Source organism: Rhizobium bangladeshense (assembly GCF_017357245.1).
Taxonomy (GTDB): Bacteria; Pseudomonadota; Alphaproteobacteria; order Rhizobiales; family Rhizobiaceae; genus Rhizobium; species Rhizobium bangladeshense.
On sequence record NZ_CP071612.1, the window covers coordinates 432758 to 456518 of the forward strand.

General features: G+C 61.2%; 23 protein-coding genes, 1 tRNA gene and 2 pseudogenes. 17 read left to right on the forward strand and 9 right to left on the reverse strand.

Annotated elements, in window-relative coordinates; translation table 11 throughout:
* Positions 1-185 precede the first annotated feature (185 nt).
* Positions 186-1123: pseudogene (locus J2J98_RS02115) on the reverse strand (acyl-CoA desaturase).
* A 159-nt stretch (positions 1124-1282) separates the two neighbouring features.
* Here J2J98_RS02115 and J2J98_RS02120 point away from each other — a divergent pair.
* On the forward strand, positions 1283-1642 hold the full coding sequence (locus J2J98_RS02120; RefSeq protein WP_138394259.1) for a metalloregulator ArsR/SmtB family transcription factor: 360 nt from the start codon (positions 1283-1285) through the stop codon (positions 1640-1642).
* Positions 1643-1775: 133 nt separating this feature from the next.
* Here the strand turns inward: J2J98_RS02120 and argB are convergent, their stop codons facing one another.
* Positions 1776-2663, reverse strand: coding sequence for an acetylglutamate kinase (gene argB, locus J2J98_RS02125; RefSeq protein WP_064707801.1), 888 nt, complete (start codon positions 2661-2663; stop codon positions 1776-1778).
* A gap of 145 nt (positions 2664-2808) precedes the next feature.
* Between argB and J2J98_RS02130 the strand changes: the two genes are divergently transcribed.
* From J2J98_RS02130 to J2J98_RS02140, 3 genes are all read left to right on the forward strand, one after another.
* Positions 2809-3348: a sigma-70 family RNA polymerase sigma factor gene (locus J2J98_RS02130; protein WP_138394258.1), complete on the forward strand. Its 540-nt coding sequence runs from the start codon at positions 2809-2811 to the stop codon at positions 3346-3348.
* The gene (locus J2J98_RS02135; protein ID WP_207602234.1) at positions 3345-4064 is read left to right on the forward strand and encodes an anti-sigma factor; all 720 of its coding nucleotides are present in this window, start codon (positions 3345-3347) and stop codon (positions 4062-4064) included. Before J2J98_RS02130 ends, J2J98_RS02135 begins: the two co-directional genes overlap by 4 nt.
* A 126-nt stretch (positions 4065-4190) precedes the next feature.
* Positions 4191-4745 carry a fasciclin domain-containing protein gene (locus tag J2J98_RS02140; RefSeq protein WP_064707803.1) on the forward strand — a complete coding sequence of 185 codons (555 nt, stop codon included), beginning with the start codon at positions 4191-4193 and terminating at the stop codon, positions 4743-4745.
* Positions 4746-4871: 126 nt separating this feature from the next.
* On the opposite strand, the gene J2J98_RS02145 is transcribed toward J2J98_RS02140, so the two are convergent.
* From J2J98_RS02145 to rpmH, 5 genes are all read right to left on the reverse strand, one after another.
* On the reverse strand, positions 4872-5945 hold the full coding sequence (locus J2J98_RS02145; RefSeq protein ID WP_207602235.1) for a sensor histidine kinase: 1074 nt from the start codon (positions 5943-5945) through the stop codon (positions 4872-4874).
* A 323-nt stretch (positions 5946-6268) separates the two neighbouring features.
* The gene (gene yihA / locus J2J98_RS02150; RefSeq protein WP_138394256.1) at positions 6269-6922 is read right to left on the reverse strand and encodes a ribosome biogenesis GTP-binding protein YihA/YsxC; all 654 of its coding nucleotides are present in this window, start codon (positions 6920-6922) and stop codon (positions 6269-6271) included.
* Positions 6923-7076: 154 nt separating this feature from the next.
* A complete protein-coding gene (gene yidC, locus J2J98_RS02155; protein WP_207603064.1) occupies positions 7077-8870 on the reverse strand; it encodes a membrane protein insertase YidC in 1794 nt (597 codons plus the stop codon).
* Positions 8870-9271, reverse strand: a complete 402-nt coding sequence (rnpA, locus tag J2J98_RS02160; RefSeq protein WP_064707807.1) for a ribonuclease P protein component — start codon at positions 9269-9271, stop codon at positions 8870-8872. Before rnpA ends, yidC begins: the two co-directional genes overlap by 1 nt.
* A gap of 21 nt (positions 9272-9292) precedes the next feature.
* Positions 9293-9427 (reverse strand): 50S ribosomal protein L34, encoded by a 135-nt coding sequence (rpmH, locus tag J2J98_RS02165; protein ID WP_008524438.1) that lies wholly within the window; start codon positions 9425-9427, stop codon positions 9293-9295.
* A gap of 429 nt (positions 9428-9856) precedes the next feature.
* On the opposite strand from rpmH, the gene J2J98_RS02170 reads away from it, so the two are divergent.
* The 3 genes from J2J98_RS02170 to J2J98_RS02180 all read left to right on the forward strand — a co-directional run bounded on the left by J2J98_RS02170 (position 9857) and on the right by J2J98_RS02180 (position 13806).
* Entirely contained in the window at positions 9857-11854 is a 1998-nt protein-coding gene (locus tag J2J98_RS02170) for a methyl-accepting chemotaxis protein (protein ID WP_207602236.1), read from the forward strand.
* Between the two features lie 234 nt (positions 11855-12088).
* The gene (locus J2J98_RS02175) at positions 12089-13606 is read left to right on the forward strand and encodes an ATP-binding protein (protein ID WP_064707809.1); all 1518 of its coding nucleotides are present in this window, start codon (positions 12089-12091) and stop codon (positions 13604-13606) included.
* A 123-nt stretch (positions 13607-13729) separates the two neighbouring features.
* A tRNA-Arg gene (locus J2J98_RS02180) sits at positions 13730-13806 on the forward strand.
* 118 nt (positions 13807-13924) lie between these two features.
* On the opposite strand, the gene J2J98_RS02185 is transcribed toward J2J98_RS02180, so the two are convergent.
* The gene (locus tag J2J98_RS02185; protein ID WP_064707810.1) at positions 13925-14170 is read right to left on the reverse strand and encodes a DUF982 domain-containing protein; all 246 of its coding nucleotides are present in this window, start codon (positions 14168-14170) and stop codon (positions 13925-13927) included.
* A gap of 200 nt (positions 14171-14370) precedes the next feature.
* Entirely contained in the window at positions 14371-14796 is a 426-nt protein-coding gene (locus J2J98_RS02190; RefSeq protein WP_064711736.1) for a hypothetical protein, read from the reverse strand.
* A 130-nt stretch (positions 14797-14926) separates the two neighbouring features.
* Between J2J98_RS02190 and J2J98_RS30655 the strand changes: the two genes are divergently transcribed.
* The 10 genes and pseudogenes from J2J98_RS30655 (at position 14927) to J2J98_RS02230 (ending at position 23538) form a co-directional block, all read left to right on the forward strand.
* Entirely contained in the window at positions 14927-15055 is a 129-nt protein-coding gene (locus J2J98_RS30655) for a hypothetical protein (protein WP_259664169.1), read from the forward strand.
* Positions 15055-15642: a hypothetical protein gene (locus J2J98_RS02195; RefSeq protein WP_207602237.1), complete on the forward strand. Its 588-nt coding sequence runs from the start codon at positions 15055-15057 to the stop codon at positions 15640-15642. Before J2J98_RS30655 ends, J2J98_RS02195 begins: the two co-directional genes overlap by 1 nt.
* 218 nt (positions 15643-15860) lie before the next feature.
* Entirely contained in the window at positions 15861-16181 is a 321-nt protein-coding gene (locus J2J98_RS02200; RefSeq protein ID WP_064707812.1) for a hypothetical protein, read from the forward strand.
* A pseudogene (locus tag J2J98_RS30225) lies at positions 16177-16532 on the forward strand (cell surface protein). Before J2J98_RS02200 ends, J2J98_RS30225 begins: the two are co-directional and overlap by 5 nt.
* Before the next feature lie 156 nt (positions 16533-16688).
* Positions 16689-16988, forward strand: coding sequence for a hypothetical protein (locus J2J98_RS02205; protein WP_064707813.1), 300 nt, complete (start codon positions 16689-16691; stop codon positions 16986-16988).
* Between the two features lie 231 nt (positions 16989-17219).
* Positions 17220-17882 (forward strand): class I SAM-dependent methyltransferase, encoded by a 663-nt coding sequence (locus J2J98_RS02210; protein WP_064707814.1) that lies wholly within the window; start codon positions 17220-17222, stop codon positions 17880-17882.
* A 329-nt stretch (positions 17883-18211) separates the two neighbouring features.
* On the forward strand, positions 18212-19093 hold the full coding sequence (locus J2J98_RS02215; protein ID WP_064707815.1) for an aldo/keto reductase: 882 nt from the start codon (positions 18212-18214) through the stop codon (positions 19091-19093).
* A 631-nt stretch (positions 19094-19724) separates the two neighbouring features.
* The gene (locus tag J2J98_RS02220) at positions 19725-21002 is read left to right on the forward strand and encodes an alpha/beta hydrolase (RefSeq protein WP_207602238.1); all 1278 of its coding nucleotides are present in this window, start codon (positions 19725-19727) and stop codon (positions 21000-21002) included.
* 195 nt (positions 21003-21197) lie between these two features.
* Positions 21198-22448, forward strand: coding sequence for an NAD(P)/FAD-dependent oxidoreductase (locus tag J2J98_RS02225; protein ID WP_207602239.1), 1251 nt, complete (start codon positions 21198-21200; stop codon positions 22446-22448).
* Between the two features lie 52 nt (positions 22449-22500).
* The gene (locus J2J98_RS02230; protein ID WP_207602240.1) at positions 22501-23538 is read left to right on the forward strand and encodes a proline racemase family protein; all 1038 of its coding nucleotides are present in this window, start codon (positions 22501-22503) and stop codon (positions 23536-23538) included.
* Positions 23539-23761: the final 223 nt, after the last annotated feature.

Below are 23761 nucleotides of genomic sequence, written 5' to 3' on the forward strand. Positions count from 1 at the left end.
TCAGGGCTGAGGTTTGACGACCCGAGACGGAAAGTCCCTTTGCCTCCTGAAGAAAGACCCTGCCGGGGAGGATCGAAGGAGGTTCGGCGGAAGGTCACGCCAAGCAAAAACATGCCGCCCCGGCCGCGATTCGTCAATTCCGTTAGAGGGTCGACCTGACTGTCTCCGGTCCCCTGATGCCATGTTCAGCGCTGTCCCACAGGGCGGCGGTTGCCAACATCGCGGGGGAGGCCGACACGCCGCAGCCCTTTCCGCGGCATGATCATGTGCGGGAGCTTGATTGCCGATGCCAGGCCGAGCCTTTCCAGCAGGCGGATGAATGCCAACCGAGGTCTAGCTGACCCTGCTCGATGCCGAGCCTGGCCGATTCCGGAAAGGCGTGGTGATTGCCGTGGAAGCTTTCGCCGAAGGTAATGAGCCCGAAACGCGGCAAATTATAGCCCTGCACTGCGACATGATCGACGCTCCAGCCCTGATGGCCGCCGCGATGGGCGAAATGGCCGACCAGCCAGTGTCCGATCAGCGATACCGATATTCGCACCGCACTCCCCCAGACCAGCCACGACAGCCCGCCGAACGCGAAGAGCGCGAGCGCCGGGGGAAGTTGCTGCGCCATCCATGTCGCCTCCAGGAGGCGATAGAAGCGGTCGTGCCGCACCCGCTCTTCGATCTCGAAACGCGGCGGATGAGCCAGCGTCACGGCGCAATGCATCTGCCAGAACGCGTCGACCAGGAAAGACTGTCGGTGGGCATAAAGGTCATGGCAGTTTCGCTGCCGCTGCGCCCAGTCGCGAATATCATGCGCGTAAATCATGCCGAAAGGGCCGGCCATGCCGACCAGCGTACCGAGATAGACGAGAAAATGCTCGATCCAGAGAGGGGTGCGGAAGGAGCGGTGGATCAGCAGCCGGTGCATGCCGACTGAATGGCCGAGGCAGATCGTGATGGCTGTCGAGAGGGTAAAGACGGCAAAGGCGCTCCAGGTGAAGGTCGCCGGCCCACCAATGATGGCAATCAGGCTCATGGCGGTGATCCAGATCGACTTTGCTGGCATCCAGACCACTCTGCCCTTCACCGGATCGCTGCTGTCGTCGATCATGCGTCCGGTGGAAATACTGCTCATGGCAACTCCTTCCAATCGGGCGCATTCTCCACTTGAACGCCGCCAGTTTATTCATTAATTAAGCAATTACCTAATTATCTTGCGTCAAGACCGTTAATTAAGCAATACACTAATTGCTTAATTTTCGACGGATCGGTGCAATGATGCCGGAGCCCGGATTTGGAAAACGAGACTTTCGACGACACTACAGAAGGCAGCTCTGTCGGCGCCGCGCAACGGGTATTCCACGCGCTTTCCAGCGCTCCACGGCGAAAGATTCTTGCCTATCTCTCGGCCTCGGGTCTGACCGCTGGAGAGATCGCCGACCGCTTCAGCATGTCCAAGCCAGCCGTTTCGCAGCATCTTTCCGTTCTTGAAACAGCGGGGCTGATCCGACGGGAGAAACAGGGCCAGTTCGTTCACTATTCTCTGATCGAGAACAATCTCGTCAATACGCTCAACGGTTTCGTGCAGGAAGTCTGCCCGATCGGCCGGCCGATCAAGAAGGAAAGTCAGGCGCGCGCTCGCGCGAAGGAATAGCCTTGAACGGCGGGCGAATGCGATGCCGGTGTGATCGCCGGATGACGGATGGCGAGAAGAGGGATGAGTGCGGACCGGCCTGCGCCAGCGTGAGGAGATGCGCCCCTCCTGGAGTGAATGGGCGCAGCCTTGATCAGGGAACGATCAACGTTCCGATGCCGTGCTCGGTGAAGATTTCGAGCAGGACGGAATGGGCGGTCTTGCCGTTCAGGATGACGACGCCCTGTACGCCCGCCTTGATCGCATCGATGCAGGTCTCGACCTTTGGGATCATGCCGCCTGAGATCGTGCCGTCGGCGATCAGCGCATGCGCTTCGGCGACGGAAAGCTCCTTGATCAGCTGACCCTTCTTGTCGAGCACGCCAGGCACGTCGGTCAGGAACAGAAGACGGGTGGCGTTCAGCGCGCCGGCGATGGCGCCGGCAAAAGTGTCGGCGTTGATATTGTAGGTGGCGCCGTCGCGGCCCGGGGCGACGGGCGCGATGACCGGGATCATCTCGGAGCGGGCGAGCAGATCGAGCAGCGTGCGGTCGACCTCGACCACTTCACCGACGAAGCCAAGATCAAGCACCCGCTCAATGTTCGAATCCGGATCTTTGATGGTCTTGCGCGCCTTTTCGGCGAAGACCATGTTGCCGTCCTTTCCGCAAAGGCCGATTGCCCATTCGCCCGTCTGGTTGATCAGCGCGACGATCTCTTTGTTGATCGAGCCGGCGAGCACCATCTCGACGATCTCGACCGTCTTCTGGTCGGTGACGCGAAGCCCGCCTTCGAATTTCGATTCGATGCCCATCTTGTTCAGCATGGCGCCGATCTGAGGGCCGCCGCCGTGAACCACGATCGGGTTGACGCCCGATTGCTTCAAAAGCGCGATGTCGCTGGCAAAGGCCTTGCCGAGCTCGGGATTGCCCATGGCGTGGCCGCCATATTTCACCACGATCGTCTTGTTCTCGTAGCGCTGCATGAAAGGCAGCGCCTGGGCGAGAAGACGTGCCTGGATTTCGCTTTCGGACTCGTTCATGGGGACCCCGCAGGAGTTGATCGCGGGCCTTTTATCGCAAGTTTCTGACCGAGGGAATAATCCAGGCCGCAATAGTTTTGCGTATGTGGCACGGAGGCGGAGGAGTTGGACCCGCCGGTTGAGCAGGCACGAAATGAGGAACGGCATGCAAGGCGATGAGACCAAGGACCTGATCGGCCGCATCGCGCTCGGCGATCGCCTGGCCTTCGCTGCCCTCTACAACCAGACCGCACCGAAACTTTTCGCGATCTGCCTGCGTATCCTGAGGGACCGCGCGGAGGCCGAGGAGGCCCTGCAGGAAGTCTATATCAGCATCTGGCAGCGCGCTCGCAGCTTCCAGGCAACCTCGGGATCGTCCTCGGCATGGCTGGCCGCAATTGCACGCAACCGGTCGATCGATCTGCTGCGTGCGCGCAAGCCCGTCGCCGACGAACTCGACAGTGCTTACGATCTCGCCGATTCCGAATCCGACCCGGAAAGCAAGGCGGCGACGAAGGATGAAGGAAGGCGGATTGACACCTGCATGGAAGAGTTGGAAGCTGATCGTGCGGTCGCCGTGAAACGGGCTTATGTCGAAGGGCTGAGCTATCAGGAACTGGCGGATCAGTTCGGCGTTCCGCTGAACACGATGCGGACCTGGCTCAGGCGCAGCCTCTTGAAACTGAGAGAGTGCATGGAACGATGACATCGCCCGACAAAAGCAAGGGAAACCGCTCCCGCGACGAGGTCCTCGCCGGTGAATATGTGTTGGGCGTCCTGTCGCTGCAGGACCGCCGGGTGGTGGAAGAGCGCATGCGCCACGATCGGACGTTTGCGGCGATCGTCAGCCGGTGGGAAACCAACCTCTCCGCGTTCAACGATGAATATGACGGCGTCGCGCCGAGCCGGGAAACCTTCAAGCAGATCGAGTCTCGACTGTTCGGCGATGCCGGGAAGCCTGCGTCCTTCTCACAGGGGCTTTGGAATTCTGCGGTTTTCTGGCGCTCACTGGCATTCGCCTGCATCGTCGTCGCCGTCAGCGCCGTCATCTTCGCCTCCGGCGTTGTGCCGCAGCCGCAGGGGCCGACACCGCTGGTGGCTGATCTTTCGGGGCAGAACAACGCGATCGATCTCCGGGCCTCCTACGAAATCCAGAGCGGCCGGCTGAAGATCGTCCCGGTCGCCGCCGGCAAGCCCGAGGAGAAGTCGCTCGAACTCTGGCTGGTGCAGGGCGGCGGCACGCCGAAATCCCTGGGTGTCTTCCAGCCGGGCGAAAGCGGCGAGCTCGTCATTCCCGCCGAAATGCGCAGCAATATCACGGACGGCGCAACCCTTGCCGTCAGCCTCGAACCCTTCGGCGGTTCGCCGACTGGGCAGGCGACAGGCCCGGTCGTCGCCAGCGGCGCGGTGCGCCGGCCGTAACGCAATGCCGACGTAAATCAATTTCTCCTGTCTGAAACTCTTCGACGCGGCCTTCCGTAGTTCGAAACGTCCGGACGACGCTCAGGCATGATGCCGGCGGACGGTGACCGGTCAGAGGAGAAAATCATGACCTATCTGTTGCGCGGCCTTACGCTCACGGCCGCCATGTCAGCCATTGCCTTCGCCGCTTATGGGAAGAACCCAAAAGTCGGCGGCGCTGCGATGTTCGAAACCAAGAACATCGTCGAAAATGCCGTAAACTCCAAGGATCACACGACGCTGGTCGCCGCCGTCAAGGCGGCCGGCCTCGTCGGTACGCTCGAGGGCGAAGGCCCCTTTACAGTGTTCGCCCCGACCAACAAAGCTTTCTCCGCCCTGCCGAAAGGCACCGTCGAGACATTGCTGAAGCCGGAAAACAAGGCGACGCTCACCAAGGTTCTGACCTGCCATGTCGTGGCGGCGGACGCGATGGCGAAGACCGTTGCCAAGATGATAAGAGATGATGGCGGCGAGCATGATATCAAGACCGTCGGCGGCTGCGTGATCAAAGCCCGGGAAAATATGGGCAAGATCACCCTGACTGATGAAAACGGCGATGTCGCGCATGTAACGATCGCCGACGTCAAACAGTCGAACGGCGTCATTCATGTCGTCGATAAAGTGCTGCTGCCGAGAATGTGAAATTAACGCATCGGCCGCGGCATGGGGCGCTCGTTTGGGCGCTCCAGCTATCCAATGAGCCACTGCCGACGGCTTCGGGTTGCCTTTGCGCATGGTCGGGGCCGTCAATCATTTGGAACAGCCCTATTATGTGGCTGCCGCCGTCGGGAAGACGAGGGAGACACTCATGCCAGTGCCCGGGGACGAGGTTACTTCGATCTCGGCGCGGGCGTTCTGCTTCAGCGACTGTATGATCATCGCGCTCAGTTTTCCGGGGTTCGGCCACTGCACATCCTGAGGAAGGCCGACCCCGTTGTCGGCAACGGTGATCCTGCAGCCGCTGTCGCTGACGACACAGCGCAGCGTGATCTCACCGCTATCACGCCCTACGAAGGCATGCTTGAGCGTATTCGTCAGGAGCTCGTTGATGACGAGCCCGGCGGGCATGGCTACGTTGATGGAAACCGGCCAGGTATCGACTTTCATGTCGAGTCGGATGCCTTCCACGGCGTGAGCCGCCATCACCGAGGCCGCAATCTGGCTCACATAGCTGCCGAGATCGATGGTGGCGCCCTTTTCTTCTTCCGACAATGAACGATAGAGGAGGGCCAATGCTTCGATCCGCCCCGCAAGGCGTGCGAATCTCTCGCTTTCTTCGTTCTTTTGGGCATTGCGCGCTTCCATGCGGATGAGCGCCGTTATCATCTGCAGATTGTTTTTCACGCGATGCTGAAGTTCTCGCAGAAGGACGTCTTTCTCGGCCAGCAGTTGGCTGAAGCTCTGGCCAATTGTCACCTCATTGCGAGCGGCAAAGGCCACCAGACGGAAAAGCGGAATGTCATCATCATTGACGATCGTGTTTGACCACACGTCAACAATGAAATTGTTTTCGGGTTCCGCCACAAGCGCGAAGGCGCCAATATATTCCTCTGCCGTCGTCACAGCGGCTGTGAGCGTTGCCTCCCCAGAGACTTCGGTACAATTCAACTCGATATCCGACCAGCGCTTTCCTTCGACTTGCGTCGCCGCGAGCGCTGTCAGCCGTTCAAATTCCAGGTTGACGTAAACCAGCTTCTCGCAGCTGCCGAGTTCGGAGACAGCCACGGCAAAGGGGACATGATCGAGAAAGTGTCGAAACCTGTCGTCGTCGAGGGCTTCGGCAAGATGAGGCAGGTTGCCAACGCCTTCCGGCGAAAGGGCATCGTCGTTGGTATCGGTCATGAACTGTTACTCGCGGACGCCGCTGTTCTTTTACGGCATGAGAATGCAGCGTTGCTTGAAAACTGCGGGGAAGCAAGCTCAATCGTTGTCGCACCTGCTGTCTCAAGCAGAGCAGACGTTGCCGACGCTCGATCGCTGCTTTCCTTGGCAAGCCGCGCTTCCCGAAGCCGCAACGCCTTTGCCCGCTGGGAACGAGCGTGAGATTCGAGCTCTTCGGCTGCTTTGCTCTTGGCGAAGAACTGCGACTGGACGTTGCCGAAGGCGATTTCCGCCAGAAGACGTCTGGCTTCGGGCCCAGGCGCAAATTCTCCAGCCGGCCTCTCTTATTGCCAGTGCGCAATACCAATGGTTTCGGCGATCGCCTTGCGCAGGTCGTCCAGCCCGTCGCCCTTTTCGGACGAAGTGGACAGCACGACGGGGTAGGCGGCCGGCCGTTTTCGGATTTTGTCCGCCGTGTCGGCCAAGAGCTTCGGCACGGCGGGCGCCTTGATCTTGTCGGTTTTGGTCAGCACCAGCTGGTAGGAGACAGCCGCCTTGTCGAGCAGGGTTAGCACCTCCTCGTCGTTCTTCTTAATGCCGTGGCGGCTGTCGATCAGCACGTAAACGCGCTTCAGCGTCGCACGACCGCGCAGGTAGTCAAAGACGAGCTTCGTCCATTTGTCGACCTGCTCCTTCGGAGCCTGCGCATAGCCATAGCCCGGCATGTCGACGATCGCCATCGGCGGCAGATCGCTGCCTTCGCCGGAATAACCGTCCGGCACGAAATAGTTGAGCTCCTGAGTGCGTCCCGGCGTATTCGACGTGCGCGCCAGGCCCTTCTGTCCGACCAGCGCATTGATCAATGACGACTTGCCGACATTCGAGCGTCCGGCAAAGGCCACTTCGGACGGCCCTTCCGGAGGCAGGAAATTCAGGGACGGGACGCCGCGGATGAAAATCCAAGGGTGGCCGAAGAGGGGCTTTTCGGTTTCGGGCATGCGGGCCTAAGCAACCTCCGAGGTTGGGTCTTCTGTCGGGCTTCGTGGTTTTGCAGGCAGATGTCAAGCGTCAGGGCCAGTTTGCCGGCACGCCTCGCTTCTTCGCGCGCCGGCCGGAAACGAAAAGCCCCGCCGGGGCGGGGCTTGACCAGCATCATTTCGAGGGCGCCGCTTTTCGTCGGAAGAGACCCTTCATATTGTCGAAGAGCTCGATCTTGACGCCGTGACGCTTCATGATCAGCGACTGCTGCAGCACCGAGAGCGTGTTGTTCCAAGCCCAGTAGATGACGAGGCCGGCCGGGAAGCTTGCCAGCATGAAAGTGAACACCAGCGGCATCCAGTTGAAGATCATAGCTTGCGTCGGATCGGGCGGTGTCGGGTTCATGCGCATCTGCACGAACATGGTGATGCCCATGATCAGCGGCCAGACGCCGAGATGCAAGATGGCCGGCGCTTCGAAGGGCAGCAGACCGAACAGGTTGACGATCGTCGTCGGATCGGGCGCCGAAAGGTCCTGGATCCAGCCGAAGAACGGCGCATGCCGCATCTCGATGGTGATGTAGATCACCTTGTAAAGCGAGAAGAAGATCGGGATCTGCAGCGCTACCGGCCAGCAGCCGGCGATCGGGTTGATCTTCTCTTCCTTATAGAGCTGCATCATCGCCTGCTGCAGCCCCATGCGGTCGTCGCCGAATTTCGTCTTCAGCTCCTCCATCTTCGGCTGCACGCGCTTCATGTTCGCCATCGAGGCATATTGCTTGCTGGCGAGCGGGAAGAACAACAGCTTGACGACGATGGTCGTGCACAGGATCGCCACGCCGAAATTGCCGAAGAAGCGATAGAAGAAGTCCATCAACTTGAACATCGGCTTTGTGATGAAGTAGAACCAGCCCCAGTCGATCAGCCGGTCGAACTTCGGAATCGAATAGCTGGCTTCGTAGCCATCGATGACGGGCACTTCCTTGGCGCCGGCGAAGACCAGGTTCTTGAGTTCGATCGATTGACCCGGCGCAACGCTGAAGGCGTCGTCCTTGTAGTCGGCCTGATAGCGAGGCTGGCCGTCGGCAAAATGCGAGAAGCGCGCTTCATAGGCCGAAGTCTGCGGTGGAATGATTGTCGCTGCCCAGTACTTGTCGGTAATGCCGAGCCAGCCGCCGGTAGACTTCGCCGGCTGCACGGCTTCTTCCTCGACGGCGCTATATTTGGTTTCGATGAGGCCGTCGTCGCCGATAACGCCGATGAAGCCTTCATGCAGAACGTAGATCGAAGGCGTCGTCGGCTTGTTGTAGCGCGTCACGCGGCCGTAGGAGGAGAGCGAGGCGGCCGCTTGGCCGGTGTTCTCGATCTTGTCGGCGACGGTAAACATGTAGCGGTCGTCGACGGAAATCGTGCGCGTGAAGGTCAGCCCCTTGTCGTTGGTGTAGGAGAGCGTCACCGGCGTTTTTTCGGTGAGCTTGGCCCCCTCCGGTGCCGTCCAGAGCGTCCCGGGACCGGGGACGGCGCCGGTGGCGTCGCTGCCGATATAGCCGAGCTCGGTGAAGTAGCCATCCTTGGTTTCCGCCGGGCTGAACAGGGTGATGATCGGGCTCGAGTCGTCGACCGTCTCGTGATAGCCCTTGAGCTTCAGGTCGTCGAGCCGGGCGCCGGCAAGGTTGATCGAGCCGGAAAGCGCGGGAGTGTCGATGGCAACGCGCGGCGTTTTTGCGAGCGCCTGCTCGAGCGTCGCCGTTGCGGCCGCTTGGCCGGAAGGCGCCGCACCGCTCGTCTGGGCAGGCGCCTGGCCGCCTGCCGCGGGCTGCTGCGCCTGCTCGGTCTGCTGCTGTGCCTTTTGGGCTTCCTGTGCCTTCCGCTGTGCCTCGATGCGCGGATTCATATAGAGAAACTGCCAGCCGAGGACGATCAGCACCGAAAGAGCGATCGCAATGAAGTAATTGCGGTTGTTTTCCATCATACGTTCCTGGGGCGCCCGTCTCCGGAGCGCCGGTGTTTCGGCCTGGTTTCCACGCGGGATTTCAATTCCGCAGCCAATTCTTTGAAGGACGCCTTAAGCACGTCCCTTCGCGCGACAACCACATAGTCGTGTCCGGCCTGCATTGCAAACCCTGCATGAAGCCGCACCGCCTCTTTCAGGCGGCGGCGCATGCGGTTCCGTTCGACCGCGTTGCCATGTTTTTTGGTGACTGTAAAACCGACGCGGGCCTGGCTGTCGGGCTCCTTCCGGTCGAGGATTTCGAGAAGGAAGAGGCCTCCCCGGCGTTTTTCGCCCTCGCGCGCGGCAAGAAACTGCGGGCGGCTCTTCAGCCGCCCGACAGTGTGTTTTTTCTCACTGGTCGTCAATTCGCCCGCCATCTCTTCTCGGGCAACCCGGCCTTAGGCCGAAAGACGCTTGCGGCCCTGCGCGCGGCGGGCAGCGATGACCTTGCGGCCACCCTTCGTGGACATGCGCGCACGGAAGCCGTGGCGACGCTTGCGAACAAGCTTGGATGGTTGGTAGGTACGCTTCATTTATTTAAACACCGCGGAGTGCGGCCCTTCTTGAATTTGCATGATGCAAGGAGCGTTGTTTTTTCGAACGGGCGAGCCATTAGGCTTTGAACGACCGGACGTGCGGCGGCTTATACGGACGAAGCCTCGCAAAGTCAATTATACCCATCATCTATACCGATCATCTCAATTGCGTTGCTGAGCCGACTTCAGGTTTCGCATTATGGTGTTAAGGATTTATATTTACTCCGTAGGGTTGCGCCGAGCCTGCGTGCAGCCGAATTATTCGAATTTTCAATGACTTGCGGGACGTGATCAGCTGGCAATGGCTAATCCCGCATATTCATAATCGTAAATATTGGAAATCTAACTTTAAGGAAGTTGGGCGATAGTCTGACGGTCAGCTGGGAAATTTGCTTTCCAGGCAGGGTGCAGCTAGGGGGCATAGCATTGAAGATCCGCGGGAAAATTAATCTGCTGGTTTGCGTAATGGGCGCGGTGGCGCTTCTGATTGGCGCAACGGCCTTGTCCGCCATGCGTGAATACAGCCGTAACCTCACGGCCTACGAGCGCGCCGCCGCCCGCGCCTATGCCGGCGAACGCCTCAACCGTTTCGTCACCGCCGTCGTCATGGAGTCGCGCGGCATATATGCGGCCAAGACGATCAAGGATACGCCGAATTTCGCCAAAGGCCTGACGGCAGCCCTGGATGAGATCGACAGGGTGATCGCCGGCTGGGCGCCACTCGTTCCCGAAAGCCAGAAGGCCGATTTCGCCAAACTCGTCGCCCGCGCTGCCGAATTCCGCACCTTCCGCACCGAGACGGCGCGCCTCGGCACGGAGGTCGGGCCGGAGGCCGCCAGCCAGCAGGGCAACAACGAGGCAAATCGTGCCAACCGCAAGGCTTTTCAGGCGGAAATCGACGCGGTCGTCGCCACCGACAAGGCAGCGCTCGAGGCCGTCGTCGCCGAAATCGAAAGTTTTCGTTCCTGGGTCCTGATGCTGGTCCTCAGCATTACCGGCATTGGTATCGCGGTCGGCATCGGCATGGGCTTCTATATCGGCACCAGCCATCTGAGCCGCCCGATCAAGCGTGTCACCCACGCGATCAAGGAGGTCGCAAACGGCAATTTTGATGCAGAGGTTCCCTTTGCTGGCCGCAAGGACGAAATTGGCGAGATGGCCGCAGCGGTCGCTGTCTTCAAAGAGAACGGCCTCGCCGTCAAGCGCCTGAACGCTCAGGAAGCGGCGATGCGCGCCAAGAGCGACGATCTGCAGTCGAGCATGTCCGTCGTCGTGGCCGCGGCTGCGGCCGGCGATTTCAGCCATCGCATCGACAAGGACTATCAGGACGAGAACCTGAACCAGTTCGCCAGCAATATCAACACGCTGCTATCGAGCGTCGATGCCGGCATTGGGGAGACGCGCCGCGTCATCGCCAGCCTTGCCGAAGGTGACCTGACCCAGACGATGAACGGCAATTTCCAGGGCGCCTTCGCCGAGCTGCAGCAGAATGTCAACAACAGCTTCGTAACGCTGCAGTCGACCATGCGCGAAGTGCGCGAAACGACCGAAGCGATGAACGGCAATACCGCCGAGTTGCGCAATGCCAGTGACGATCTGTCGAAGCGTACCGAACAGCAGGCGGCTGCCCTCGAGCAGACCTCGGCGGCGCTCGATGAAATCACCGCTGTTGTGCAAAATTCTACCGAGCGGGCACATGAAGCAACGATTATGGTGTCCGAAGCCAAGGAAAATGCCGGACGCTCCGGCGTCGTCGTCCGCAACGCCGTCGAGGCCATGGGCCGTATCGAGCAGGCGTCGCGCGAAATCAGTCAGATCATCAATGTTATCGACGAGATCGCCTTCCAGACCAATCTTCTGGCGCTGAATGCCGGTGTCGAGGCGGCGCGCGCCGGCGAGGCCGGCAAAGGCTTCGCTGTGGTCGCGCAGGAGGTGCGTGAACTTGCCCAGCGTTCGGCGACGGCCGCCAAGGATATCAAGGCGCTGATCACCAAATCGGGTGACGAAGTCCAGGTTGGCGTCAAGCTGGTTCAGGCAACCGGTGAGGCGCTCTCCGAAATCGGCACCCGCGTCATCGCCATTAACGACCATATCCATTCGATCGCGACAGCCGCGCGCGAGCAGTCGACCGGTCTCAAGGAGGTCAATACCGCCGTCAATCAGATGGACCAGGTGACCCAGCAGAATGCGGCAATGGTGGAGGAAACCTCCGCCGCCACCCACAGGCTTTCGGCCGAAGCTAACGGGCTGGTGCACCTCATTGCCCGCTTTAAGCTTTCGGATGCGGTGGCACCCGTTGCGCTTGTGCGCAGCGAGCCGCACAGGCAGCCGGTCGCTTCGCCCGCCCGGCGGGCGATTGCGAAGGTCGCCCGCGCCTTCGGCGGCAGTGCCGCCCCCGCCGAACAGAGCTGGGAAGAGTTCTGATCTCTGTCGCCCGGAACTGGGCCGCGGTTCCGGGATCACGACTTGCATCAAATAAATGCAAGAGGGTGACGCGCTTTTCTTGCTGATCAACACCTTGAAACGCCGCCTCCGGGCGGCGTTTTGTTGTGACCAGGTGACGCTGCTCGCAAAGATTTGAAAGCGGAGCATCTTGGTCTAATATAAAAACCCAACTGTGAGGGCGGCCCGAGACGCTGCCGATCGGGCGAGACGAGAATGCCGGTTCTAGATCAGGGCAAAGATCCTTCGGCTGATATCCCCGCGGCCGCCGAGGCTGCCAGGGGGCGGTGCCCGTCCGGCTTGTTCGGCGGGCTTTCGGGCAAGCTGCTCTGGCTCACTGTCGTCTTCATCATGCTCGCCGAGATCCTTATTTTCTTTCCCTCGGTCGCCAGCATGCGGATGCGCTGGCTGCAGGACAGGCTGAACACGGCCGCCGCCGCCGCCATCGTCATTGACGGGCTGCAGCCGATCGAGCTGCCGCGCGCCCTGCAGAAGGAAACGCTGGAGGCGACCGGGACCAAGGCGATCGTGCTGCGCAAGGAAGGCACTTCGCGACTGCTGGCAACGACCAGCATGCCGGCTTCCGTCGACGAATCATACGACCTGACGGACGTGCCGCCGCTGACGGCGATACGCGATGCGCTCGACACCTTGATCTTCGGCGGCAGCCGGATCATCCGCGTCTACGGCCCTGTCGGCGAAAACAACGTCGGGGTCGAGGTGGTGATGAAGGACCGGCCGCTGCGCACGGCGATGTTCGCTTATTCCCGCAACGTCCTGCTGCTTTCGGTGCTGATCTCACTGTTCACGGCGACGCTGATCTTCTTTGCAATCAACCGCATTCTCATCGGCCCGATTCGCCGGCTGACCGGCAGCATGCAGCAATTCTCCTCCGATCCCGAGAATCCGGCCCATATCTACATCGGTGACGGCGGCCGTGACGAGCTGGCGGTGGCCGGCCGGAACCTGACCTCGATGCAGATGGAGCTGCAGAAGACGCTGAAGCAGCAGAAGAATCTTGCCGCTCTCGGGCTGGCCGTTTCCAAGATCAACCACGATATGCGCAATATCCTGGCGTCCGCGCAGCTGATGTCGGACCGGCTCGTCGATGTCGACGATCCGATGGTCAAGAGCTTCGCGCCGAAGCTGCTGCGCACCATCGACCGCGCCGTCGGTTACACAACGGAGGTGCTGTCCTACGGCAAGGCGAGCGAATCGGCGCCGCGCCGCCGCCATGTCCGGCTGCTGGAGCTGACGCACGACGTCAAGGACATGCTGGCGATCGATCCGCAAAGCGGAATCGAGTTTGTCGAGCAGTTCGCTAGCGATCTCGAGGTCGATGCCGACAGCGAGCAGCTTTTCCGGGTCATTCACAATCTCTGCCGTAACGCCCTGCAGGCGCTGACGTCACCGGGCGAGGGCGGCCCCGGCGTCGTCAGGCGCATCACCGTTTCCGCCCAGCGTGTCGGCAGCGTCGTCAGCATTACGGTGGACGATACCGGCCCCGGCATGCCGCTGAAGGCGCGCCAGAACCTCTTTGCCGCCTTCCGCGGCTCGGCACGTTCCGGCGGCACCGGCCTCGGCCTCACCATCGCCCGCGAGCTTGTGCTCGCCCATGGCGGCACGATTGCGCTCGTGGAAAAGCCGACTGTCGGCACCCAGTTCCGCATCGAGATCCCCGATCGCCCCGTTTCGCTGGACGATTACCGTAACCGGACACAGGGTGAGAAGTGACAAGGCGTCGGCCGGCTCGGCTCCTTACGGGCAAACGCGTGATTTTTTCAGAAATGCTCTTGCAATGTCCGAAAGGACCCTTTAGAGGATCGCCCACGCAAGCGGCACCGCCGCAATTTGCACGCACCCGTAGCTCAGCTGGATAGAGCACCAGACTACGAATCTGGGGGTCAGGAGTTCGAATCTCTTCGGGTGCGCCATTCTTCCCAAATACCTCAGCAAAGTTATAGGCGCCAGACCTTTCGCGGACGCTCTGATCAGCGCTTCGCTCTTCGGCTTGCCTCCTGGAGGCATGAACAAAAAACCGGGGCAGTCGCCTCATTCCTTGATGGGGATTCCGGCTTCGATTGCCGCTTCGATGAACGCCTGCCGCGCTTCTTCCCGGCTTCTTTTCCCCGATATGACATCGGCGCAAACCGCACACGCTCTGTCGAGCGCCGGGCCCTCTTCGGTCGGCCAGTCTTCAATCAGCGCCCATGTTGCAGCTTGGGTCGTCTGGATGACGACCCATTGATCCGGCCCTTCAAGGGCAAGCGTCACCGGCTTTTTCCATAGCGTTTGCATGATTGCAGGATCTCCACTCCCGTATTCTCCGCCGTCTGCTCGCCTAAGGCAATTGATCCGGCGTGTCGAGATGCCGTCTGAACGAGATGTCTCCTGGCGCAGTGAACTGCTTGGTGAAACGCGAGCATATTTCGATCGCTCGTTTCCGGCCGCTTCTCATCGGCCGCTGCCGTCTCGGCCCCGAAACAGCAAAGCATAAGCTATTGAGCGTTCGGATAGTCTCTCAGATACTCTTGCCGTTCTTTCTCCCCGAACAGGGCCGAGTAAAAGCCGCTGCAGACCAGATACGAGCACTGATCCGGGTTGCCAGTTTGCCATCCCGGCTGGCAGAGGACGACGCGACGGAATTTGGCGTTGCAAAGCCCGTGATTTGCCAAGAGCCGCGGATCGTTTCCGAAATAAGCCCTGATGCCGTCCTGGCGAGTCCACGCAGGAACGATTTTCCAATCAGCGTTGCCGCCTTCAGCGCTCACATTGCCGGTCGCACAGAACGACCAATTGGAAATCACGACCGGCTGATCGCAGGCAAGAGCCTGGACTGCGCTCCCCAGGGAGATCGAAAGCAATGCCAGCAACCGCTGGCCATAGACCATCGCGCCCTTCTTCCTCATGCCGACTTTCCTCATCCTTGCCTCCGCGCAAGTTACCATGACCATCTCTCCGGATCAGTGAAATCCGAAACGACTAAGATTATTTTCCTAGTTCACGAAACGTTCTTACGCTAGATTGCATGGTATTGCAACCATGGAATGTTGAATGTCGTATAACAGTGTGACGATCGTCGACGTGACGCCTGGACCGGTCTCAGCCGGCTACACCCGCGATAAAATGAGGTCCTCCGACGTTGCCAGGAAGGACTTGCCGACAACCGGGGTGAGGGGCTGATGGCGGAATTCAACTCTCGTGATAAGAGCCGCACCAGTGCCGGCAAGACCCTATCGCTGGTGCGCAAATATACAAAGCCGCCACGCGGGAGCGATGACGGCAGCCTTCGCTGGCAATGGTTGACGATCCAGCTGCTGGAGTCCCCCGCATTCACCTCACTGAGCGCGAATGCCAGCCGAGCCTTTTTCCGCATCATCATCGAGCATACCTCGCACGCCGCCCTAGAAAATGGCAGGCTTCTCGTGACTCACGCGCAGTTCGTCTCCTACGGCGTCACCGGCGAATATGTGGCCGATGCCCTCGACGAGTTGGAATATAAGGGCCTCATCAAGGTTCGCCGCGGCCGGGCGGGCAGCGGTGTTGCGCACCCGAACCTCTTCACGCTGACTTTTGTCGGTAACCATGAAGGCGCGCCGCCTACGGATGATTGGCGGCGATGCACGCCGGAGAGGTGCCGGAAGTGGTCGGAGATAGACCGCAAGCTTGCCGCTGACAAACGTGGGCGGGTCGGCAGGAAGAAGAAAACGCCACTTCGGGATTCCGAAATTCCCCCGCTTCGGGATCCCGAAATTCGGCGCGCCTCGTGAGAAGTCGGGGCGTGGGAACAGCCAATGATTTCAATGCCTCAACCAATTTCGGGATTCCGCAGTGCTATATAGATTTTGGTGGGGAGAACCTCATGAGTCCGCAAGTTCAAACCAGGAGCTAGCGGCGCGGTGCCTCTGCCGGCATGCCTAGTTTCGCGCAACCTTGCTCGTGTATCCGCGGGCTTGACGATGTTGACGCGCTTCAGCCGGGGGAATGCATGGTGATGGGAATTTTTCGCGCTTTGGGAGCGGCGGCGATGATGGCGGCTCTTGCCGGCTGTGTCGACCATGCGAACGCGCCCGTGCTTTTGCCCATCGGCGTGCCGGTCAACCCGCCTGTCGTCGCCCAAGGCATCTGCGTAACCGACGGCAATGCCATGTATGACGAGGCGAAGAAGCAGTATCATCTGCGCGCGCAGCTGACCGGCTATGCCGAGGCTGATGCGCTGGAAGCGGAAACAACGGCGCGTGCCGCCGCGCATCGCCAATATGTCGCCTGCCTCTCCGCCCAGGGTTACCGGGCATTATACGCGAATTGAGAATAGAGAATTCGCATTCTTAGCCAGCACCCTCGCCCTCGCGCCGATCGGTCAAGCCGAGGCAGTTCCCGTTCAAATGCTTCATCCGCCCGAAATTTCCGAAGCAAAAATCGCGCAATATGAGGCACATCAGGGTCTCTAGCATGGCTTCAGGTTTCGGAACGGAGCATCCCGGCACCAGCCGTCATTCCGATCGTTAATGGTATCCGCTTGCCGTTTTGGGGGGGCGGACGGGGCTCCACCGGCTCCATTGTCCGCCAGCCGGTGAACAGGCCGGCGGCTCCGATCATGTGCAACCCTACATTTTCGCGGTCGATCGGCCCCGGCAGCATGCCCTGTGACAATGGCTAATGAGCCGGCAAATAAATGAGGTGGCGCGAGCCGCCTTTTTCTTGCGTCGGGCGCAGCTCACATGTTCGTGACCTCTCTTGCGTCGCGGTAGATTGTGACAGATCCGCTTCCTAACTCCTCGGCGTAAATTCACCTGATCCTCCCAAGGAGACGACAATGATCACGACCTTCAAGAGCGGCCTGGCGGCCGCGGCCATCGGCGCGATGCTCGGTCTTTCCACCTTCGCGGCGCAAGCGGCCCCGCTCCAGTCGAGCGCAACGGAGCAGGGCTCGGTCGAGCAGCCGGTTGCCCGGGGTGAGACCCGGGTCCAGCATGACAGGAGCACGACCGGTTCGATCGGTGAACGCGGCCCGAAGGGCATGGCTTCGCCCTATATGATGAACCCGAAGAAGCCGCTGAACATGGGTTGCAAGCTCGGCTTCAACCCGACCAGCAGTTCCGGCTGCAACTATTGACGCCTCGGCGCCTTGTTTGGGGGCGGCCTGTAGGCCGCTCCCTTTCGCTGCAGACAACGGCGCCTGGGAGGGAAAAGGTGCCACAGATGCAAAATCACGCCGGGCGCCGGTGGGAAAAAGTTGGTAAATGCCCGGGTCACAAGGGCGATTGACGTGTCTGCCTTGGAATTGCCATGCTGGCCGCGATGGTCGCATCAATACTCAATTGAATTTCAGACAGGTGGGACAGTCATGACCGCAAAGGCTGCATGCTCCGATTTCCTGCATTTTTTCCGCTCCTGGATCAGCAATCCGCTTCGGGTGGCCGCCATCGCGCCGTCGGGTGATTCACTTGCCAGAATCATGACCAGCGAAATTGCGGCACTCGATGGGCCGATCATCGAGCTCGGCCCGGGCACGGGCGTGTTCACCCGGGCGCTGCTCGCCCGCGGCATCAGCGAAGCCGATCTGACGCTGATCGAGTATGGCCCGGAATTCATCGACGCGCTGCAGGCGCGGTTCCCGGCGGCGCGCATATTGCAGATGGACGCAGCCCACCTTGCGCAGGCCGATATCTTCGAGGGCGAGCCGGTCGGGGCCGTCATCAGCGGCCTGCCGCTTCTGTCCATGTCGCCGCGCAAGATCGCCTCAATCCTTGCCGGCGTCTTCACCTACATGCGCCCGGGCGGGGCAGTCTATCAATTTACCTATGGCCCGCGCTGCCCTGTGCCGCGGCCGATCCTCGACCGCCTCGGCCTCAAGGCCGTGCGCATAGGGGGCACGGTTCGCAACCTGCCGCCGGCGTCCGTTTACCGGATCTCGCGGCGCAAGCCGCTGGAACTCTCACGCGAGCGCCTGAGATACCGTGACGCCGACATCGATGTCGCCGCCTTTTCCGGCGAATCGGCCGGCTGAACGCGGCAACGCCTGATCGGAAGCGACAGGCTTCAACGCAGCCCGGCCGATATCCCGGCGCACCGCTGCGGCGCCGGTCGAGGGAGAGTTTTCGGCCCCTCCCTGTTATCACTGCAGGGTCGTCCTATATGTGCAAGCGTCGCAGCGGCCCCATTTCCGATATCGCCGCGGCGGCCGGGTCATCACTATGCCGGGCATCACCAGACACGGCAGACATTCAGAACAGAAGCCATCCTCGCCAGCCCCGGCATCCCCGCGCTGGCGAAGGGAGCGGCTTCGGCCATTTCACCGACATTGAACAATTTTATTGACCAAGAGAGGAAAAGATCATGTCCAGTTACAACGCAGCCAAGTCAGGCACCTTCAGGATCGGCGGCGAGATCGAGGTCAACCGTCTCGGTTTCGGCGCCATGCGCGTTACCGGCAAGGGGATCTGGGGCGAGCCCGATGATCACGCCGAATCCATCCGGACGCTGAAACGTCTGCCGGAGCTTGGCGTCAATTTCATTGATACGGCCGATTCCTACGGGCCCGATGTCTCCGAATGGCTGATCAAGGAGGCGCTGCATCCCTATGGCGAGGGTTCCGTCATCGCCACCAAGGGCGGCCTGACCCGCCACGGTCCCGACATCTGGCTGCCCGTCGGCCGTCCGGAATATCTGATCCAGCAGGCGCATAAGAGCCTGCGCAATCTCGGCGTCGAGCAGATTGATCTTTGGCAGCTTCACCGCATCGATCCGAAGGTGCCGGCCAGGGAGCAGTTCGACGCGATCAGATCGCTGCTCGATGCCGGCCTCATCCGCCATGCGGGCCTGAGCGAAGTCTCCGTCGCGGAGATCGAGGCGGCCTCGAAGCACTTCAAGGTCGCGACCGTCCAGAACCGCTACAATCTCGTCGATCGCACCAGTGAAGACGTGCTCGATTATTGCGCCAAGCACAATATCGGCTTCATTCCGTGGTATCCGCTCGCCGCCGGCGACCTTGCCAAGCCGGGCTCGCTGCTCGATACGATCGCCAGGAAGCACAATGCCGCCCCCAGCCAGATCGCGCTCGCCTGGGTGCTGAAGCGCAGCCCGGTGATGCTGCCGATCCCCGGCACCTCGAAGGTCAAGCATCTCGAGGAAAACGTCGCAGCGGTGGACATCACGCTGTCGGATGAGGAATTTTCGGGCCTCGATGCCGAAGGCCGGAAGCTCTTCAAGGCGGCTTGAGGCGGAAGCTGGAAACGAGCGCCGTGGATTGCCCTCATCCTAACCCTCTCCCCGTTTTGACGAGGAGAGGGGACGTGCCCTGCGAGAGCGAGGGGGAACTGAGAGGGTGCGGCGTGTCGCTTCGCCCCGTTTACGGGGGTCCGAAGGACGGGGCGAGACCCGCGGCTCGACCCAGGCAGAGGTGGCGGCAGCCGGATGAGGGGCAGCAGCCGCCATAACTTTCAGCATAATTTTGACCAACCGGTCAAAGATGCCGCAAAATGTGGCGCACACCGCCGCTTGAAGTGGCAAGCATTGCATCCACTGCATTGCTGCATTGCGGTAATTTCGCTATTCCTGATCGAATGAATGGGGTATCACTATCTTCGTAAGCAGCGCACTCCTCCTCCCAAGCGCTCTTACATCGGACCGACAACACTCCTCCTCCCAGTTGTCGGTTAGGATCAAGAGCCTGGCGCACCTCCTCCCGCGCCAGGCTCTTTTCTTTTTCCCATCCAATTGATTGATTGCCGATACTGCTTATGCCACTGCGCCGGCATTGCTCAGCGTGCGCGGTTTGACTCGACAGGCTTGGTCGGACTATTTGAACTTGTGCCGCCCGTCCGGCGCGTGAACCGATTGGAGTTTAGTCATGATCGGCAAATGGCGCGACTCGCGTGCGGCTTTGGCAGGACTTCTGGTGGCAACCATGATGCTCGCCGGCTGCGGCGGCAGGCCGGTCGGCGTCATGCAGGCGGCCGGCACAGTGCCGCCGGGCACGTCGAAGGTCGATCTCCTGGTGGCGACGACGCGCGCTGCCGACGACAATCCCGCCGTGCTTTTCTCCGGCGAACGCGGCACGGGGCTTGCCGTCAACGCGGTCGATGTCTCGATCCCTCCGGATGCAAATCGCAAAATCGGCCAGGTGCAATGGCCGAAACGGCTGCCGGCCGATCCTCTCCGGGATTTCGTAACCGTCTCCGTCGATCCGCTCGAGGGCGAGCGGGCGGGCGAGAGCTGGCTGAAGAGCCATATGCCGAAGAGCCGCCGCGTGCTCGTCTTCGTGCACGGTTTCAACAATCGCTATGAGGATGCCGTCTACCGCTTCGCGCAGATCGTCCATGATTCGCATGCCGACGTCGCGCCGGTCGTCTTCACCTGGCCTTCGCGCGCCAGCATCTTCGATTACAACTACGATAAGGAAAGCACCAACTATTCCCGCGATGCGCTGGAAGAGCTGCTCACGCGCACCGCCGCCAATCCCGCCGTCGGCGACGTCACGGTCATGGCTCATTCGATGGGCACCTGGCTGACCGTCGAAGCACTCCGGCAGATGGCGATCCGCAACGGTCAGGTCGCGTCGAAGATCAACAATGTCATCCTTGCCTCGCCGGATCTCGATGTCGATGTCTTCGGCCGGCAGTTCATGAGCCTCGGCAAGGACCGGCCGCATTTCACCATCTTCGTCTCCCGGGATGATCGCGCCTTGGCGTTGTCGCGGCGCATCTCGGGCAATATCGATCGTCTCGGCCAGATCGATCCTTCCGCCGAACCTTACCGCAGCAAGCTTGAAGCCGCCGGCATCACCGTGCTCGATCTCACCAAGCTCAAGGGCGGCGACCGGCTGAACCACGGCAAATTCGCCGAAAGCCCGGAAGTGGTGAAGCTGATCGGCGACCGGCTGATTGCCGGCCAGGCGATCACCGATTCCAATGTCGGTCTCGGCGAGGCGGTCGGCGCGGTGGCGATGGGGGCGGCCCAGACCGCCGGAAGTGCCGTCAGCGTCGCCGTCAGCACGCCGATCGCGATCTTCGATCCGCGCACCCGGCGCAACTACGATGCCCAGCTGAAGCGCCTCGGGCAGTCGATGGACAATACCGTCGGATCGGTAGGGGACAGCGTCGGCGCCGGCCTGCCGGAAAGCCAGTAAGATTCCACAGAGTGATTCCAGCAGAAGTGCGTGAGCGGCTTTGCCGGGAAAAGCGCAAAGCGGCTTTCCAAGGGAATTGCGCGAAAAGATTTTCCGTAATTCGGAGAAACCGAAATCTCTAGGCAGCACCGTCAATCTGATATATCAGATTGACAAACGGCGATCCTGTCTGCCGTTAGGCGATGGGTTGATGGCATGGCGGAAGAGACGAAGAAGAGGGTGGTCGTCGTCGGCGCGGGCGTGATCGGCGCCTCGATCGCCTTCGAATTGCAGCGGCGCGGCCTGGAGGTCACGCTGATCGACAAGGGTGAACCCGGACGCGGCACCTCTTTCGGCAATATGGCGAGCATCGCGCTCGATTTCGCCGCCGGTTCCGGCCCGTCGACTTGGAAGAAGATCCCCGGCTGGTTGCTCGACCCCGAAGGCCCGGTCTGGTTGCGGCCTTCCTATGCCGCGCGGATGCTGCCCTGGTTCCTGCGCTTCCTTGCGGCCGGCCGCCCGTCGCGGCTCCGAGAAATCGAGGATGCCGGCATGAGCCTGTCGCTGCGGGCGCTCGGCGATTCGAGGGAGATGCTGCAGGCGATCGGCGCGTCCGAGCTGATGACGGAGGAGGGCTGTCTCGCCGTTTACGAGACCGAGGCGGAATTTGCCGCCGACCGCGGCCACCTCGCCATGATGCAGCGCTACGGCCTTGAATTCGAGGTCTTGAGCAACGGCGCCATCCAATATTATGAACCGGCCCTTTCGTCTGCCATCGCCAAAGCCGTGCTGCTGCCGGACAACAAGTCGATCCGCGATCCCTATGGGCTGGTGGTCAAACTGGCTGACGCCGCCATCGCCGCTGGCGCAGCCTTCGTCTCCTGCGCTGTGAGGAACATCGAGCGCAAGGGCGACGGCACCCTCGTCGTCCTGCTTGATGACGGACGTCGGATCGAGGCCGGGTCGGTGGTGCTCGCCGCCGGCGTCCACACCCGTTTCCTCGCGGCAAAGCTCGGCGAACCAATTCCGCTCGAAACCGAGCGCGGCTATCACACGCAGATCATGAAGCCGGGCATCTCCATGCGCTATTCGGTGATCTGGCCGCATCGCGCCTTCATGGTGACGCCGACGGCCGGCGGCATCCGTGTCGGCGGCAATGTCGAACTGGCCGGGCTCGACGCCGCGCCCGATTTCCGCCGGCCGAGGGTGCTTGTGCGCCACGCCCAGCGGGTGCTGCCGGGTCTGAAGGTCGAGGAGGCGACGGAATGGATGGGCCATCGCCCCGCCTTGCCCGATACGATCCCGATCATTTCGCCGTCCTCAAAACTGCCGGGTGTTTTCTATGCCACCGGTCATGGCCATCTCGGCCTGACATATGCCGCGACGACAGCGCGGTTGATCGGCGATATGGTGAGCGGAGCAAAACCGTCGGTCGATATGACCCCGTTCCGCATAGACCGATACTGATTGGGAATCGCGTCGACGGCGTCCGCCGTCGCGTCCGAACTGGAGTTTCGACATGAGATGGAAGCGCACCATCCAACTGCTGGACGTTCATGCGGAGGGCGAGATCGGCCGCGTCGCGATCGGCGGCGTTCCGAAGATCCCCGGCGAAACCATCGCTGCGCAGCTGCACTGGCTGAACACCGATCCGAAAGGCGACGAGCTCCGCCGCTTCCTGTGCCTGGAACCGCGCGGTGCCCCGATCGGCTCGGTCAACCTGCTGCTGCCGGCAAGGCACCCCGACGCCGACGCCGCCTTCATCATCCTGCAGCCCGACCAGGCACATGCCAGCTCCGGTTCGAATTCGATCTGCGTGACCACGGCCTTGCTCGAATCCGGCATCGTCGAGATGAAGGAGCCGGAGACGATCGTGACGCTGGAAACAGCCGCCGGCCTCGTCAAGGCGGTGGCGACCTGCCGCGACGGCCGATGCGAAAAGGTCAGGCTCACCATGGTGCCCTCCTTCGTCCATGAGCTCGACGTCGAGATCGACACGCCGCATTGGGGAAAGATCAAAGCCGATCTCTGCTACGGCGGCATCTTCTATGCGCTGGTCGATGTCGGCCAGATCAATCTCAAGATCGAGAAAGCCAATGCCGCTGGCCTCGTGCAGGCCGGCATGATCTTGAAAGAGCTGATCAATCGCGATATCAAGGTCGTTCACCCTGAGATCCCGGCGATATCGGGCGTCGCCTACGTAATGTTCCGCGATATCGAGGCGGACGGGACGGTGCGCACCTGCACCACCATGTGGCCTGGCCGGGCCGACCGCTCGCCCTGCGGCACCGGCAATTCCGCCAATCTCGCCACCCTTTATGCCCGCGGCAAGGCCAAGGTCGGCGACGTCTTCACCTCGAAATCGATCATCGGCTCGGAATTCGAGGTCGGCCTGCAGGCGGTGACCGAGGTCGCCGGCCGCCCGGCGGTCATCCCCACCATCACCGGCCGCGGCTTCACCTTCGGCCTCACCCAGGTCGCGCTCGATCCCTTCGACCCGCATCCCGGCGGCTTCGCCCTGACGGATGTCTGGGGGCCGTCGGCGGGGGAGATTTGAGCGGTTCGAGCAGTGCTGAATGCGTGGTGATTTCCCGGCGGTTTGGGCCGATGTCTACCCGCACCAGCGACATAGGTGGCGGGTCTCCGCCACAACTCGTTGGGGCGGAGTGAAAGCATCGAAAATTCGATCTGCCAGACGAGGCTGCGCGGGATCCAAAGTCCGAATATCAGTGTAGTCTTCGAAGGTTACCGCGCGTTCCGGGGCCAAGCCATGGACGTTT

Bases quoted from the DNA above. Each gene is read 5' to 3' on its own strand.
- J2J98_RS02205 (WP_064707813.1), top strand. From the start codon at position 16,689: ATGATCACGACCTTCAAGAGCGGCCTGGCGGCCGCGGCCATCGGCGCG.
- J2J98_RS02220 (WP_207602238.1), top strand. From the start codon at position 19,725: ATGATCGGCAAATGGCGCGACTCGCGTGCGGCTTTGGCAGGACTTCTG.
- J2J98_RS02190 (WP_064711736.1), bottom strand. From the start codon at position 14,796: ATGAGGAAAGTCGGCATGAGGAAGAAGGGCGCGATGGTCTATGGCCAG.
- J2J98_RS02225 (WP_207602239.1), top strand. From the start codon at position 21,198: ATGGCGGAAGAGACGAAGAAGAGGGTGGTCGTCGTCGGCGCGGGCGTG.
- J2J98_RS02145 (WP_207602235.1), bottom strand. From the start codon at position 5,945: ATGACCGATACCAACGACGATGCCCTTTCGCCGGAAGGCGTTGGCAAC.
- J2J98_RS02130 (WP_138394258.1), top strand. From the start codon at position 2,809: ATGCAAGGCGATGAGACCAAGGACCTGATCGGCCGCATCGCGCTCGGC.
- J2J98_RS02215 (WP_064707815.1), top strand. From the start codon at position 18,212: ATGTCCAGTTACAACGCAGCCAAGTCAGGCACCTTCAGGATCGGCGGC.
- J2J98_RS02230 (WP_207602240.1), top strand. From the start codon at position 22,501: ATGAGATGGAAGCGCACCATCCAACTGCTGGACGTTCATGCGGAGGGC.
- J2J98_RS02200 (WP_064707812.1), top strand. From the start codon at position 15,861: ATGGTGATGGGAATTTTTCGCGCTTTGGGAGCGGCGGCGATGATGGCG.
- argB (WP_064707801.1), bottom strand. From the start codon at position 2,663: ATGAACGAGTCCGAAAGCGAAATCCAGGCACGTCTTCTCGCCCAGGCG.
- J2J98_RS02185 (WP_064707810.1), bottom strand. From the start codon at position 14,170: ATGCAAACGCTATGGAAAAAGCCGGTGACGCTTGCCCTTGAAGGGCCG.
- J2J98_RS02140 (WP_064707803.1), top strand. From the start codon at position 4,191: ATGACCTATCTGTTGCGCGGCCTTACGCTCACGGCCGCCATGTCAGCC.
- rpmH (WP_008524438.1), bottom strand. From the start codon at position 9,427: ATGAAGCGTACCTACCAACCATCCAAGCTTGTTCGCAAGCGTCGCCAC.
- yidC (WP_207603064.1), bottom strand. From the start codon at position 8,870: ATGGAAAACAACCGCAATTACTTCATTGCGATCGCTCTTTCGGTGCTG.
- J2J98_RS30655 (WP_259664169.1), top strand. From the start codon at position 14,927: ATGTCGTATAACAGTGTGACGATCGTCGACGTGACGCCTGGACCGGTC.
- J2J98_RS02175 (WP_064707809.1), top strand. From the start codon at position 12,089: ATGCCGGTTCTAGATCAGGGCAAAGATCCTTCGGCTGATATCCCCGCG.
- J2J98_RS02135 (WP_207602234.1), top strand. From the start codon at position 3,345: ATGACATCGCCCGACAAAAGCAAGGGAAACCGCTCCCGCGACGAGGTC.
- yihA (WP_138394256.1), bottom strand. From the start codon at position 6,922: ATGCCCGAAACCGAAAAGCCCCTCTTCGGCCACCCTTGGATTTTCATC.
- rnpA (WP_064707807.1), bottom strand. From the start codon at position 9,271: ATGGCGGGCGAATTGACGACCAGTGAGAAAAAACACACTGTCGGGCGG.
- J2J98_RS02210 (WP_064707814.1), top strand. From the start codon at position 17,220: ATGACCGCAAAGGCTGCATGCTCCGATTTCCTGCATTTTTTCCGCTCC.
- J2J98_RS02195 (WP_207602237.1), top strand. From the start codon at position 15,055: ATGGCGGAATTCAACTCTCGTGATAAGAGCCGCACCAGTGCCGGCAAG.